The organism is Streptomyces sp. NPDC051740 (assembly GCF_044453165.1).
GTDB lineage: Bacteria > Actinomycetota > Actinomycetes > Streptomycetales > Streptomycetaceae > Streptomyces > Streptomyces atrovirens.
On the sequence record NZ_JBITCL010000002.1, the window covers coordinates 510104 to 523037 of the forward strand.

14 protein-coding genes and 1 pseudogene are annotated in these 12934 nt (G+C 71.7%); 5 read left to right on the plus strand and 10 right to left on the minus strand.

The features are described 5' to 3' along the window. Nucleotides 1-377: 377 nt before the first annotated feature. Both ACIA6T_RS05340 and ACIA6T_RS05345 read right to left on the minus strand, forming a co-directional pair. A complete protein-coding gene (locus ACIA6T_RS05340; protein ID WP_399445212.1) occupies nt 378-1355 on the minus strand; it encodes an aldose epimerase family protein in 978 nt (325 codons plus the stop codon). Between the two features lie 15 nt (nt 1356-1370). Further along, nucleotides 1371-2285: an SGNH/GDSL hydrolase family protein gene (locus ACIA6T_RS05345; RefSeq protein ID WP_399445213.1), complete on the minus strand. Its 915-nt coding sequence runs from the start codon at nt 2283-2285 to the stop codon at nt 1371-1373. A gap of 183 nt (nt 2286-2468) precedes the next feature. Here ACIA6T_RS05345 and ACIA6T_RS05350 point away from each other — a divergent pair, with 183 nt between their 5' ends. Beyond that, complete coding sequence (locus ACIA6T_RS05350) at nt 2469-2963, plus strand: DUF3145 domain-containing protein (RefSeq protein WP_399445214.1); 495 nt, start codon at nt 2469-2471, stop codon at nt 2961-2963. Nucleotides 2964-3306: 343 nt separating this feature from the next. Here the strand turns inward: ACIA6T_RS05350 and fabF are convergent, their stop codons facing one another. The 5 genes from fabF to fasR all read right to left on the minus strand — a co-directional run bounded on the left by fabF (nt 3307) and on the right by fasR (nt 8265). Continuing rightward, nucleotides 3307-4578: a beta-ketoacyl-ACP synthase II gene (gene fabF, locus ACIA6T_RS05355; RefSeq protein ID WP_399445215.1), complete on the minus strand. Its 1272-nt coding sequence runs from the start codon at nt 4576-4578 to the stop codon at nt 3307-3309. Nucleotides 4579-4702: 124 nt separating this feature from the next. Continuing rightward, complete coding sequence (locus tag ACIA6T_RS05360; RefSeq protein WP_004931691.1) at nt 4703-4951, minus strand: acyl carrier protein; 249 nt, start codon at nt 4949-4951, stop codon at nt 4703-4705. Between the two features lie 80 nt (nt 4952-5031). Then, on the minus strand, nt 5032-6033 hold the full coding sequence (locus tag ACIA6T_RS05365; protein WP_399445216.1) for a ketoacyl-ACP synthase III: 1002 nt from the start codon (nt 6031-6033) through the stop codon (nt 5032-5034). A 22-nt stretch (nt 6034-6055) separates the two neighbouring features. Continuing rightward, the gene (locus ACIA6T_RS05370) at nt 6056-6970 is read right to left on the minus strand and encodes an ACP S-malonyltransferase (protein WP_399445217.1); all 915 of its coding nucleotides are present in this window, start codon (nt 6968-6970) and stop codon (nt 6056-6058) included. A gap of 89 nt (nt 6971-7059) precedes the next feature. Continuing rightward, a complete protein-coding gene (fasR, locus tag ACIA6T_RS05375; RefSeq protein WP_399445218.1) occupies nt 7060-8265 on the minus strand; it encodes a fatty acid biosynthesis transcriptional regulator FasR in 1206 nt (401 codons plus the stop codon). 50 nt (nt 8266-8315) lie between these two features. Here fasR and ACIA6T_RS05380 point away from each other — a divergent pair, with 50 nt between their 5' ends. After that, entirely contained in the window at nt 8316-8987 is a 672-nt protein-coding gene (locus tag ACIA6T_RS05380; RefSeq protein ID WP_399445219.1) for a pirin family protein, read from the plus strand. 68 nt (nt 8988-9055) lie between these two features. On the opposite strand, the gene ACIA6T_RS05385 is transcribed toward ACIA6T_RS05380, so the two are convergent. Next, nucleotides 9056-9619 carry a DUF4232 domain-containing protein gene (locus tag ACIA6T_RS05385; RefSeq protein ID WP_399445220.1) on the minus strand — a complete coding sequence of 188 codons (564 nt, stop codon included), beginning with the start codon at nt 9617-9619 and terminating at the stop codon, nt 9056-9058. 316 nt (nt 9620-9935) lie between these two features. On the opposite strand from ACIA6T_RS05385, the gene ACIA6T_RS05390 reads away from it, so the two are divergent. Then, a complete protein-coding gene (locus ACIA6T_RS05390) occupies nt 9936-10202 on the plus strand; it encodes a hypothetical protein (RefSeq protein WP_399445221.1) in 267 nt (88 codons plus the stop codon). A gap of 60 nt (nt 10203-10262) precedes the next feature. Here the strand turns inward: ACIA6T_RS05390 and ACIA6T_RS05395 are convergent, their stop codons facing one another. Together ACIA6T_RS05395 and ACIA6T_RS05400 are read right to left on the minus strand one after the other, a co-directional pair. Further along, nucleotides 10263-11084 (minus strand): serine hydrolase domain-containing protein, encoded by an 822-nt coding sequence (locus tag ACIA6T_RS05395; RefSeq protein WP_399445222.1) that lies wholly within the window; start codon nt 11082-11084, stop codon nt 10263-10265. Between the two features lie 75 nt (nt 11085-11159). Then, nucleotides 11160-11279: pseudogene (locus ACIA6T_RS05400) on the minus strand (GNAT family N-acetyltransferase); the annotation flags it as partial. Nucleotides 11280-11375: 96 nt separating this feature from the next. Between ACIA6T_RS05400 and ACIA6T_RS05405 the strand changes: the two are divergent. Both ACIA6T_RS05405 and ACIA6T_RS05410 read left to right on the plus strand, forming a co-directional pair. Further along, the gene (locus ACIA6T_RS05405; protein ID WP_399445223.1) at nt 11376-11849 is read left to right on the plus strand and encodes a MerR family transcriptional regulator; all 474 of its coding nucleotides are present in this window, start codon (nt 11376-11378) and stop codon (nt 11847-11849) included. Further along, a complete protein-coding gene (locus ACIA6T_RS05410) occupies nt 11846-12862 on the plus strand; it encodes an aldo/keto reductase (RefSeq protein WP_399445224.1) in 1017 nt (338 codons plus the stop codon). The genes ACIA6T_RS05405 and ACIA6T_RS05410 overlap by 4 nt, the downstream gene beginning before the upstream one ends. The last annotated feature ends 72 nt before the right edge of the window (nt 12863-12934 follow it).

The following is a 12934-nucleotide window of genomic DNA, read 5'->3' on the forward strand; positions in this document are numbered from 1 at the left end:
ACGGGTGGGCGGTGGGGGCACCTCCCGCTCGAGCGGAGCCGAGAGTGAGGGGAGGCACCCCGCAAGCGCCGGGCAGCGCGAACCACCCCCGGCCCACACCCATGCCGGGGCACCCCGTACGGCGCCGGGCCGCGCAACCCCACTCCCGGCCCACACCGACGCGGGGCACCCCGTAAAGCGCACCGGGCAGCGCGACCCCACCACATCGCGGGCATATGTGAAGGCTTCGTACGAGATTCAAGCGGGCATGCTGATCGAGGACCGTGATCCCACCACAGCGATTAACGTCTGATCCGGGAAGCACCCACATGAGCAGCCCCGGTCCGGGACCCTGACCCCGGACCGGGGCTTATGTGCGAGCGGAGGCCGGACAGGCCCTACCGCACCCCGAACCCGTACACCGTCTCCGACCGGAACACCTCGCCCGGCTTCAGGACCGTGCTCGGGAACTCCGGACGGTTCGGGGAGTCCGGGAAGTGCTGGGTCTCCAGCGCGATGCCGTCACCGGGGGTGAAGGGCTCCCCGATGTGGTCCGAGGTGTAGAGCTGCATGCCGGGCTCGGTGGTCGCCACCGTCAGCACCCGGCCCGACCCCGGGTCGTACAGCTCGGCGACCTCCTCGGCGGCCGCCGTCACCCCCTTGTCGAGCACGAAGTTGTCGTCGTACCCGGTGCCCGTCTTCCGCGCCTCACGGAAGTCGAAACGGGTCCCGGAGACGTCGGCGAGCTCGCCGCTCGGGATCAGGTCCGCGTCGGACGGGGTGTAGCGGGAGGCCGCGAGCCGCAGCTCGTGCCCGGCCGCGCTGCCGGAGCCGGCGCCGGCCAGGTTCCAGTACGAGTGGTTCGTCAGGTTCACGTGCGTCGGCGCGTCCGTCACCGCCTCGTACGCGATCCCCAGCGCGCCCCGCTCGTCCAGCGTGTACGTCACGGAGACCTCCAGGCGGCCCGGGAAGCCCTCCTCGCCGTCCTCGCCGACCAGGGAGAGCCGCAGACCGTGTTCGACCGGGCTCGCGTCCCACACCCGCTTGTCGAAGCCCCGCTCACCACCGTGCAGCGAGTTCGGCCCGTTGTTCGCGGCGAGCGTGTGGTCGCGCCCCGCCAGGGAGAAGCGGGCGCCCGCGATCCGGTTGGCGTACCGGCCGATCAGGGCGCCCAGGAAGGGTTCCGGGTGCCGGAGGTAGCCGTCCAGGTCGGAGAAACCCAGCACCACGTTCCCGGTCCGTCCGTCCCGGTCCGGCACCTCGACGTCCTGCACGATCCCGCCGTAGGACAGGATCCGCACCCGTACGCCCGCCCGCTCCAGGGTCCAGCGGTGCACCGGCGTGCCGTCGGAAAGTGTGCCGAAGAGTTCGTTCATGTGCGAAACAATAAGTCACGGCTGCTTCGCCGTGACCGTCCGGTACGCGATCCCGGCCAGCTCGGCCTGCCCCTCGACACTGGGATGGAACCAGTCCCAGCGGCTCAACTCGTCGGTGCCGAAACGGTACTCGTACACCGCGCCGCCGTCGTAGCGGCAGCGGCGGTCCTTCGCGCAGACCTCCTCCAGCACCTCGTTGTAGTCCTCCACCCGGTCCTGCACCGTCTCGCGCCGCAGCGTCGCCGCCGCGTCCAGCGCGTCCGCGTCCCCCAGCATCGACGGGCAGATGCCCAGCTTCCACACCTGCTTGCCCAGCGGATTGGTCCGCCCCTGCGACCAGAGCCGCATCAGGTTCGGCACGCTCGCCACATACACCTGCGCCTTGGGCAGCGCCTCGCGCAGCGTGCGCATCGCCTCCTGGAAGTCGGCCCGGAAGTCGTCCACCGACGTCATCGCCGACGTCGTCTCCCGGCAGGCGTCGTTCGCCCCGGCCATCACCGCCACCAGCTCCGGACTCCGCCGCACCGCCCGTGCCATCTGCCCCGGCAGATCCGCCATCCGGGCCCCGGTCGCCGAGTGGTTCCAGCTCCGCTCGGCCGCCCCCGCCCGCCCCAGCAGCCGTACGGCGAGACTGTCGACCTCCTCGCTGCCGCCCGTCGCCCACGACACCTCGGGGCAGTCCGTCAGCACCGCGCACGCGTCGAAGCCGCGCGTGATCGAGTCCCCCACGGCGGCGACCGACTCGGGACTGGTGTCCCACACGGGCGTGGGCTTCGGGGACGGCCGCCCCTTCTCCGCCGCGGTGCCCGACGGGGCGGGGGAGCCGCCGCCGACGGCATCACAGCCGGCCACGCCCAGCGTGACGGCCGCCACCACGGCGAGCACGGCCGCCCGTGAACGCCGGGCCGGCCTCCGCACCGCCTGCTCCATCCGTCGCCTCCCCGTGTGTCGTGGTGTGTTCATTGCATCCCCGTACAGGCGTCCTGCCGGGTGAATGCTGGAGGTTTCCCGGCACCGGGACCGACGGTACGTCACACTCCTTGCGCCGTCGCACGGTAGCCTCGCCATCAACGCGGTCCACCCGGACCGCGCCTGTTCCGTCCGGAGGTTCCGGTGACGACTCGTGGAGTTCTGTACGTGCACTCCGCGCCGCGCGCGTTGTGCCCGCACGTCGAGTGGGCCATCGCCGGGGTGCTCGGCACGCGCGTCAGTCTGGACTGGATCCGCCAGCCCGCCGCCCCCGGCACCTGGCGCTCGGAGTTCTCCTGGCAGGGCCAGGCCGGCACCGCCTCCAAACTCGCCTCCGCGCTGCGCGGCTGGCAGATGCTGCGCTTCGAGGTCACCTCGGAACCCTGCCCCACCGCCGAGGGCGAGCGCTACAGCTGCACCCCCGACCTGGGCATCTTCCACGCCGTCACCGGCATCCACGGCGACATCCTCATCCCCGAGGACCGCCTCCGCGCCGCCCTGACCCGCTCCCGGGCCGAGCAGACCGACCTGGAATCGGAAATCGCCAAGCTCCTCGGCAAACCCTGGGACGACGAACTCGAACCCTTCCGCTACGCAGGCGAAGGCGCCCCGGTCCGCTGGCTCCACCAGGTGGTCTAGAAAACACCGAGAGGTGCAACGCCCCTGAAAGGGGCGCGGGATCGTACCGACATGCGGCTCCGCCGCACGGGCGCGACCAACCGCCCCGACAGGGGCGCGGGGCTGTACCGACATGCGGCTCCGCCGCGCGGGCGCGACCAACCGCCCCGACAGGGGCGCGGGGAACTGCGCGACAAGCCACGACGAACCCGCAGCCGACCACTTGGGGTCAAAGGGGCGAAGCCCCTTGAGGACGGGAAGGGTAAGGGCGGCGGGGGCGAAAAACCCCCGGCACACCCCCACAGCGCCGCACGGCAAAGGGCCCCCACCCCGCCAAGGGTGAAGGCCCTTCAAACAGACCCGGTCACACAGACCGGAACGCCAGCACCACGTTGTGCCCACCGAACCCGAACGAGTCGTTCAACGCGGCGATCCGCCCGGACACGGGCAACTTCCGCGCCTCCCCCCGGACGACATCCGCAACCGCCTCGGCCTCAGGATCAAGGTTCTCGACATTGATCGTCGGCGGAGCCACCCGGTGGTACAGCGCGAGCACGGTGGCCACGGACTCCACCCCACCCGCCCCACCCAGCAGATGCCCCGTCATCGACTTCGTCGCGGAGACCGCGAAGTGGTCCGCGTCGTCCCCGAACACCTTCCGCAGAGCCTTCAGCTCCGCGATGTCACCGGCCGGAGTGGACGTCGCGTGCGCGTTGACGTGCACGATCTCCGCCGGATCCAGATCCGTCCGCTCCAGCAGGTTCTGCAGGGCGTGCGAGATGCCCCGCCCCTCCGGCTCGGGCTGCACGATGTCGTGCGCGTCGGCCGAGATCCCCTGCCCGACCGCCTCCGCGTAGACACGCGCACCACGCGCGGCCGCGTGCTCGGCGGACTCCAGCACGACGACACCCGCGCCCTCGCCCATGACGAAGCCGTCACGGGCGACGTCGTAGGGACGCGACGCGCCCTCGGGGTCGTCGTTGTTCTTGGACATCGCCATCATGTTGCCGAACGCGGCGATCGGCAGCGGGTGGATCGCCGCCTCCGTGCCGCCCGCGACGACGACGTCGGCACGGCCGGTGCGGATCATCTCGATGCCGTAACCGATGGCCTCGGCGCCCGACGCGCACGCGGAGACCGGGGTGTGCACACCGGCGCGGGCGCCCACCGCGAGACCCACGTTCGCGGACGGGCCGTTCGGCATCAGCATGGGGACGGTGTGCGGGGAGACACGGCGTACGCCCTTCTCCTTCAGCACGTCGTGCTGGTCCAGCAGGGTCGTCACACCGCCGATGCCGGAGGCGATGACCGCGCCCAGCCGGTCCGGGTCGACGCTCGGGTCCTCACCGGCCCTGGCTTCGAAACCGGCGTCGGCCCACGCCTCCTTGGCCGCGATCAGCGCGAACTGCGCCGAGCGGTCCAGGCGGCGGGCCTGCGGCCGGGGGATGACCTCGGTGGGCTCCACGGCCACCCGGGCCGCGATACGGACCGCCTGCTCGGCGGCCCACTCCTCCGTGAGGGCCTTGACGCCGGAACGTCCGGCGACCAGTCCCTCCCAGGTCGAGGCTGCGTCGCCACCCAGCGGTGTGGTTGCGCCGATACCGGTGACGACCACGGTGCGATTGGTCGGGCTCATCGGAATGCTCTCTCCAACGGATCTACGAGGATTCGTACGGCGCCACCGCCGGGTGGCGGGGCCGGGGTTCCCGGCCTCCGGGCCTCCCGTACCGGCGGAACGCGGACGGGAGGCCCGGCAGGGCTCAGGCCTGGTGCTTGAGGATGTAGTCGGTCGCGTCGCCGACCGTCTTGAGGTTCTTGACGTCGTCGTCCGGGATCTTGACGTCGAAGCGCTCTTCGGCGGCGACGACGACCTCGACCATGGACAGCGAGTCGACGTCCAGGTCGTCGGTGAAGGACTTGTCCAGCTGGACGTCCTCAACCGGGATGCCGGCGATCTCGTTCACGATCTCCGCGAGACCGGCGACGATCTCTTCCTGAGTGGCGGCCATGGTGGCGCTCCTTCGTTGTGATTCCAGAGGATGGGGTGGTGGTTCCTCGCGTACCGGACCGATGATCCGGCACGGAGTGCCTAGGGGAGGGTAACGACCGTAGCGGCGTAGACGAGACCCGCCCCGAAGCCGATGACGAGCGCGGTGTCGCCGCTCTTCGCCTCGCCGGTCGCCAGGAGCCGCTCCATCGCGAGCGGGATCGAGGCGGCCGAGGTGTTGCCGGTGGTGCGGATGTCACGGGCGACCATGACGTGCTCCGGCAGTTTCAGGGTCTTCACCATCGAGTCGATGATCCGCACATTGGCCTGGTGCGGGATGAAGACGTCCAGTTCGTCCGCGGTGATCCCGGCCGCGTCCAGCGCCTGCTGGGCGACCTTCGCCATCTCGAACACGGCCCAGCGGAACACCGCCTGGCCTTCCTGAGTGATCGCGGGGAACTTCTCGACGGTCCCGTCGCGGTAGTCCGTCCACGGCACGGTCTGCTTGATGGTCTCGGACTTGTCGCCCTCCGAGCCCCACACGGTCGGACCGATCGCGGGCTCCTGGGAGGGGCCGACGACCACCGCGCCCGCGCCGTCACCGAAGAGGAAGGCCGTGGCCCGGTCCTCCAGGTCGGTCAGGTCGCTCAGCCGCTCCACGCCGATGACGAGCACGTACTCGGCGGAACCTTCCACCACCATGCCCTTGGCCAGGGTCAGCCCGTACCCGAAGCCCGCGCAGCCGGCCGAGATGTCGAAGGCGGCGGCCTTGTCCGTGCCCAGCTTGTGGGCGATCTCGGTCGCGACGGCCGGGGTCTGGCTGAAGTGCGAGACGGTAGAGACGACGACGGCGCCGATCTGCGAGGCGTCGATCCCGGCGTCCGCGATCGCCTTGCCGGACGCCTCGACCGACATCGCGGCGACGGTCTCCTCGTCGGACGCCCAGTGCCGGGTCTCGATGCCGGAGCGCGAGCGGATCCACTCGTCGGACGAGTCGATCGTCTCCAGGATCACCTCGTTCGGCACGACCCGGGTGGGCCGGTAGCCGCCCACGCCGAGGATGCGCGCGTACGGGGCGCCCTTGCTGGGCTTGATCTTCGCCATGCGGGTCGGCTCCTTAGGGCGGTCAGGCGGTGTGCTCGGCGACGAGCTCGCGGGCCGCGTCGAGGTCGGCGGGGGTCTTCAGGGCCAGCGTCCGCACACCGGGCAGGGCGCGCTTGGCGAGGCCGGTCAGCGTGCCGCCGGGGCACACCTCCAGGAGGGCGGTGACGCCGAGCTCCTTGAAGGTCTCCATGCACAGGTCCCAGCGGACCGGGTTGGCGACCTGGCCGACCAGGCGGTCGAGCACCTCGGCGCCGGTCCCGACCGCCTTGCCGTCCTTGTTCGACACGTAGGTGACCTTCGGGTCGCCCGGCGTCAGGGCCTCGGCGGCCTTCGCCAGCGTGTCCACGGCAGGCCCCATGTGGTGCGTGTGGAAGGCACCGGCCACCTGCAGCATGACGACCCGGCGCACCCCTTCGGGCTTGTCCGCCTCCAGCGCGGCGAGCTGCTCCCTGGTGCCGGCCGCGACGATCTGGCCCGCGCCGTTGATGTTGGCCGGGGTCAGGCCCAGCTTCTCCAGGTGCGCCACGGTCGTCCCGGGGTCGCCGCCGAGCAGCGCCGCCATGCCGGTCTCGGTGATCGCGGCGGCGTCGGCCATGGCCAGACCCCGCTCGCGGACCAGGGAGAGCGCGGCGGTGTCGTCGAGGACGCCCGCGAAGGCGGCGGCGGTGATCTCACCGACGCTGTGACCGGCGACGGCACCGGGTGCCACGTCTCCGAGTGCGGAGGCGGACAGCAGCCCGGCCGCGACCAGCAGCGGCTGGGCGACGGCCGTGTCACGGATCGCGTCCGCGTCGGCCTTCGTGCCGTAGTGGACGAGGTCGAGTCCGATGGCGTCGGACCACACGGCGACGCGCTCCCCGGCACCGGGGAGGTCGAGCCATTCAGTCAGAAAGCCGGGAGTCTGGGCACCCTGGCCGGGAGCGACGAGTACGAGCACTCTCACACTCTCTCTTGGGGACGGCCACGGCCGCCGGTGGGGACAAGGACGAAGAACAGGAGGCGGTTTTGTGGGGCCCCGACAAAAGGCTAGGGATGAGGATCGCCGTCGGCCAGACGCCCCAGGATCAGCGCGATCCGCAGCGTGAACGCAGAGCGTACATCGGAGGGTGACCATCCGGTGACGTCAGTCACACGTCGAAGCCGGTAACGAACGGTGTTGGGGTGAACGAACAGCATCCGCGCCGCGCCTTCGAGACTGCTCGCCTGCTCCAGATAGACACTGAGCGTCTCCAGCAGCGCGGCCCCGGCCTCCTCCAGCGGTCTGTAGATCTCCTCCACCAACTGCTCGCGGGCCGAGGGGTCCGAGGCGATCGCCCGCTCCGGCAGCAGATCGTCCGCCAGCACCGGGCGCGGGGCGTCCTGCCAGGCGGAACACGCCTTGAGCCCCGCCGCGGCGGCCTGCGCGGACCGGGTCGCGGCCAGCAGATCGGGAACCACCGGACCGGCGACCACCGGCCCCGCCGCATACGGCCCGATCAGCGACTTCGCGACCCCCAGCGGGTTGTCGCTGCCGCCCGCGATCACCACCAGCCGGTCGCCGAGCACCCCGGTCAGCACCTGGAGCTTGGCGTGCCGGGCGGCCCGCCGGATGGCCTCCACGGTCAGCTCGGAGTCCCCGTCCGGCGCGGTGCCCAGCACCACGCACACATGATCGGGCGAGTTCCACCCCAGGGCGGCGGCCCGTGACACGGCCCCCTCGTCGGCCTCACCGCTGAGCACCGCGTTCACCACCAGCGACTCCAGCCGCGCGTCCCAGGCACCCCGTGCCTCGGCGGCCTGCGCGTACACCTGGGCGGTGGCGAAGGCGATCTCACGGGCGTACACCAGCAGCGCCTCACGCAGCACGCTCTCGTCGCCGGGCGCCGCCACCTCGTCGATCGCGGACTCCATGACCTCGATGGTGGTGCGCACCATCTCCACGGTCTGCCGCAGCGTGATCGCCCGGGTCAGCTCGCGCGGCGCGGTGCCGAACACATCGGTGGAGATGGCCTGCGGGGCGTCCGGGCGCCGGAACCACTCGGTGAACGCGGCGATGCCCGCCTGCGCGACCAGGCCGATCCAGGAACGGTTCTCCGGGGGCATGGCCCGGTACCAGGACAGCGTCTCGTCCATCCGCGCGATCGCCTGCGCGGCGAGACTGCCGGACGACCTCTCCAGCCGCTTCAGCGTCGCGGCATGCGGATGGGCGGGGCGTGCGGCGGCGTGGTGGGTACTGGTTTCGGGTTCGGGCACGGGGACAAGACTGCCTTATCGGTACGGCCGCGCGTGTCGCCGGGTCTACGGTGGACCGTGTGACGGACGTACGGCGCGCGCACGAGCGCTACCAGGGCGGCGATCCGGCGGCCGGAATCGAGACGTGGCACGCCTTCTCCTTCGGCCCCCACTACGACCCGGACAACCTCCGCTTCGGCGCGGTGATCGCCTGCAACGAGGAGCACCTCGCCCCCGGCGCCGGCTTCGACGAGCACCCGCACAGCCACACCGAGATCGTGACGTGGGTGGTGGAGGGCGAGCTGACCCACCGCGACTCCACGGGCGAGGAGACGGTGATCCGCCCCGGCGACGTCCAGCGCCTGAGCGCCGCGTCGGGCGTCCGCCACGTGGAACGCAACGCCGGCGACCGCCCCCTCACCTTCCTCCAGATGTGGCTGGCCCCGCTGGAGCCGGGCGGCGACCCCTGCTACGAGGTCGTCCGGGGCATAGCGGACTCCACCCCGTACGCCCTCCCGGAGGCGGGCGCGATGCTCCACGTACGCCGGCTGACGGCGGGGGAGCGGACCGCCGTACCGGACGGGGCGTACGTGTATGCCCATGTCGTCCGCGGCCGTCTCCGCCTGGACGGCGAGGAGCTGGGCCCGGGCGACGCGGCCCGCCTCACGGACACGAAGGACGCCGAGGCGGTCGCCGTGAGCCCGGCGGCGGAGCTGCTGCTGTGGGAGATGCGGGGCTGGTGACCGCTCTGCTTCCTGCTCCGGCCCGACGGGCGGGGCAAGACGGTGTGGTTCGAGTGCCTGGCGTGAGGTCAGGTGCCGCCGGCGGCCTGGAACATGGTCTTCTCGGTGGTCTCCCGGTCGGCGTTCCAGCAGGTGACCAGGGGGTTGTCGTCGATGTCGAGGAAGGTCGTCCCGTCGGGCAGCGGGGCCTCGATCGGCTCGGTGTCCTCGGCGCCGCCCTGGAGGGTGACGGTCATCGTCTCCACGGCGTCGGTCTGTGCGCCGATCCGGAAGAGGAGCATGCCCGCGTACGCCTTCCCGCCCGGCGCGATCACGGGGTCCTGCATCTCGGACTCCATCGGGCCGACCTGGTCCTCCGGGCCGCCGTCGAAGCGGACGACGGGGTGGCGGAACAGGGCGCATTCCTCGTCGCCCGTGTTGGTGGAGGTGAGGAGGAGGTGCCGGACCTCGTCGCGTGGGTAGACCGCCGTGGTGATCGAGAGGTCGGCGTCGGAGCAGGCGGTGGCCGTAGCGGTGGCGGTCTCTTCGCCGCGGGACTCGCTCGGGCCCGGGGTGGTGCCCCCGCCGGTGTCCGCGGCGCCCGGCTCGCAGGCCGTGACGGCGAGGAGGGCGGTGAGAGCCGCCGCTCCCACGGCGCGGGTCTTCCGACTCCTGTGGGTGGTACGCGTGTCGTTCCCCCGTGTGCCGCGGTCATCCGGTCCGGATGCCCGGCCGGTCGGGTCGAGGATGCGGCAGGGAGACCGCCGGGGCTCCGGCCCGTACGGCATCGTGACGGCATGCGGACACGGACGTCATGCTTCCGTGAGTCCCACGGGCAGGCCCGGCCGCACAGCTCCTCCCGGGCGCGTTGAACCGCCGCCGTGGTTCCGGCCGTTGTGCTTCCCGGCAAGTTGCCCAGGGCCGATGGCCGGCATCGCCGGGTCCGGCTCCGTCCGTGAGGAGAGACGTATGAAGTCGTGGCGTTCCCGTATCGCCGCTGTCGCGATCGGCACCGCGCTGGTCACCGTTCCGCTGACCGCGGCCCCGGCGTCCGCCGCCGACACCAACCCCTGGGGCTACGTGGCGATCTCTGGATGGAGGGACAAACTCGCGTGCGTGGATGACGGGCAGTACGCCCTCGCCCACGGGTACGTGAACTACTACTGCGACTGGGACGACCCGTACTGGGTCCTGTGGGCCCTCCCCGTGAAGGACCAGCCGCCGACGGGCGGGTGACCGGCACGGGGAGCCGGAGCCGGCCGGTGGTCGTGGGGGCCGCCGGCCGGTGCGCGGGGCTCAGCCGCGCAGCTCCGCGAGCACCGCGTCGGTGAACGGCGGCCACGCCTCGGCCGCCCACGGGCCGAAGGCGCGGTCGGCGAGGGCCGCGCACGCCACGCCCGCGTCGGGGTCGATCCACAGGAACGTGCCCGACTGGCCGAAGTGGCCGAAGGCGCGCGGTGAGGACGAGGCGCCCGTCCAGTGCGGGGACTTGGAGTCGCGGATCTCGAAGCCGAGGCCCCAGTCGTTGGGGTTCTGGTGGCCGTAGCCCGGCAGGACGCCCTTCGTGCCCGGGTACTGGACGGTCATCGCGGTGGCGACCGTGCGGGGGTCGAGGAGGCGCGGGGCCTGCACCTCGGCGGCGAAGCGCAGTAGGTCGTCCACCGTGGAGACGGCGTCCTTCGCGGGGGAGCCCTCCAACGAGGTTCCGGTCATGCCCAGCGGCTCCAGCACCGCCTGCCGCAGGTACTCCGCGAACGGGATCTCCGTCGCCTTCGCGACATGGTCGCCGAGCTGCTCGAAACCGGCGTTGGAGTACAGGCGCCGCTCACCCGGTGCCGAGGTCGCCCTGTGCTCGTCGAAGGCGAGCCCCGAGGTGTGCGCGAGCAGGTGACGGACCGTCGAGCCCTCCGGGCCCGCCGGTTCGTCCAGCTCGATCGCGCCCTCCTCGTACGCCACGAGCACCGCGTACGCCGCCAGCGGTTTGGTGACCGAGGCCAGCGGGAAGCGGTGCCCGGTCGGGCCGTGCGTGCCCAGGACGGTGCCGTCCGCCCGTACGACACCCGCCGCGGCGGTGGGAACCGGCCAGTTCTCGATCAACGCGAGGCTCTTCAGCGACATGCCGTCGAGCCTAAGCGCTCAGAGGGTCGGCTCCAGCAAGGGGTCCGGCCTCGGCCTGAAGCCCAGCGCGACGTACAGCGACTCGGCGTGCCAGGCCGTGGACGGGTCGGACAGGGGCATCGAGTCGATCATCACCTGGCGCAGACGCAGCACTTCCTCCGCGTCCTCGGGTGTCGCACGGCGTGCAGAGGTCATGACCGTACGCCAATCAGCCACCCGTCTCCGCGTCCCGTCCGTTTCTCACCTTCGTCGTTTGCTTGGAGTGCACTCCAGCGTTCTAGCGTGGGGACCATGACGGTGACGGAGACGGAGACCACCACGGGGACCGGCGCGGACACCTGCGCCGGGCCGCCGCAGCGGGATCGGCGGCCGGACGGCGCGGACAAGTACACGATCAGCGAGGTCGTCGCCCTCACCGGGCTGACGGCGCACACCCTGCGCTGGTACGAGCGCATCGGGCTGATGCCGCACATCGACCGGTCCCACACCGGCCAGCGGCGCTACAGCAACCGTGACCTCGACTGGCTCGCCCTCGTCGGCAAGCTCCGCCTGACCGGGATGCCGGTCGCGGACATGGTGCGGTACGCGGAACTGGTCCGCGCGGGCGATCACACGTACACCGAGCGTTTCGAACTGCTGCAGCGGACCCGCGAGGACGTACTGTCCCGGATCGCCGAACTCCAGGGCACGCTCGCCGTGCTCGACCGGAAGATCGATTTCTACGCGGACGCCGGGCGCGCCCTGGCGTCGGAGAGGGCACGATGAGCGACGGCAGGATCGGTACGGCGGCACTGGGCGAGGGCGGCCCCGAGGTGGGCGTGCAGGGCCTCGGCTGCATGGGCATGAGCTTCGCGTACGGGCCCGCGGACGCGGACGTCTCCCGGGCGACCCTGGAGCGGGCCCTGGAACTCGGCGTCACGCTCTACGACACGGCGGACGCGTACGGCGCGGGGGAGAACGAGCGGTTCCTCGCCCCGTTCTTCACGGCGCACCGGGACGAGGTGGTCATCGCCACCAAGTTCGCCCTGTCGATCCCGCCGGACGACCCGACCCGGCGGATCATCCGCAACGACGCGCCGTACATCCGCGAGTGCGTCGAGGCGAGCCTGAAGCGCCTGGACGTCGACGTGATCGACCTCTACTACATGCACCGGCGCGATGTGGACGTGCCGATCGAGGAGACCGTCGGCGTCATGGCCGAGCTGGTGCGCGAGGGCAAGGTCAAGCAGCTGGGCCTGAGCGAGGTCACGGCCGGTGAACTGCGCGCCGCGCACGGGGTGCACCCGATCGCCGCCGTGCAGTCGGAGTGGTCGCTGTTCAGCCGGGACATCGAGGCGAAGGTCGTACCCGCCGCGCGCGAACTGGGCGTGACCCTGGTCCCGTACTCCCCGCTGGGGCGGGGCTTCCTGACCGGCTCCTTCGCCGACGCCGACCAGGACCTGACGGCCGACGACTTCCGCCGCCGGATGCCCCGCTTCACGGGCGCCAACGCGACGGCCAACGCGGCCCTGCTGGACCCGGTCCGCACCGTCGCCAAGGCCCACGACGCCACCCCCGGCCAGATCGCCCTGGCCTGGGTCCACCAGCAGTCGGAGGTCCACGACCTCCCGGTCGTCCCCATCCCGGGCACCCGCAAGCCGACCCGGGTGGAGGAGAACACGGCGGCGACGCACATCATCCTGACGCCGCAGGAACTGGCCCTCCTGGACCCCATCGCCGAGAAGGTGGCAGGCACCCGGTACAAGGACATGGCGTTCACGTCCGCAGGCAGGGAGTAGAACAACCCACCTGGGGGCGCGGGGAACTGCGCGACCAGCCGCAGCCGGGCCCGAGGCCGAAACACGACCGCA

What these genes read in the sequence shown, in the direction of transcription:
- ACIA6T_RS05360 (WP_004931691.1), bottom strand. Translation starts at nt 4,951, where the DNA reads ATGGCCGCCACTCAGGAAGAGATCGTCGCCGGTCTCGCGGAGATCGTG.
- fabF (WP_399445215.1), bottom strand. Translation starts at nt 4,578, where the DNA reads ATGAGCCCGACCAATCGCACCGTGGTCGTCACCGGTATCGGCGCAACC.
- ACIA6T_RS05365 (WP_399445216.1), bottom strand. Translation starts at nt 6,033, where the DNA reads ATGGCGAAGATCAAGCCCAGCAAGGGCGCCCCGTACGCGCGCATCCTC.
- ACIA6T_RS05405 (WP_399445223.1), top strand. Translation starts at nt 11,376, where the DNA reads ATGACGGTGACGGAGACGGAGACCACCACGGGGACCGGCGCGGACACC.
- ACIA6T_RS05410 (WP_399445224.1), top strand. Translation starts at nt 11,846, where the DNA reads ATGAGCGACGGCAGGATCGGTACGGCGGCACTGGGCGAGGGCGGCCCC.
- ACIA6T_RS05345 (WP_399445213.1), bottom strand. Translation starts at nt 2,285, where the DNA reads ATGGAGCAGGCGGTGCGGAGGCCGGCCCGGCGTTCACGGGCGGCCGTG.
- ACIA6T_RS05340 (WP_399445212.1), bottom strand. Translation starts at nt 1,355, where the DNA reads ATGAACGAACTCTTCGGCACACTTTCCGACGGCACGCCGGTGCACCGC.
- ACIA6T_RS05395 (WP_399445222.1), bottom strand. Translation starts at nt 11,084, where the DNA reads ATGTCGCTGAAGAGCCTCGCGTTGATCGAGAACTGGCCGGTTCCCACC.
- ACIA6T_RS05390 (WP_399445221.1), top strand. Translation starts at nt 9,936, where the DNA reads ATGAAGTCGTGGCGTTCCCGTATCGCCGCTGTCGCGATCGGCACCGCG.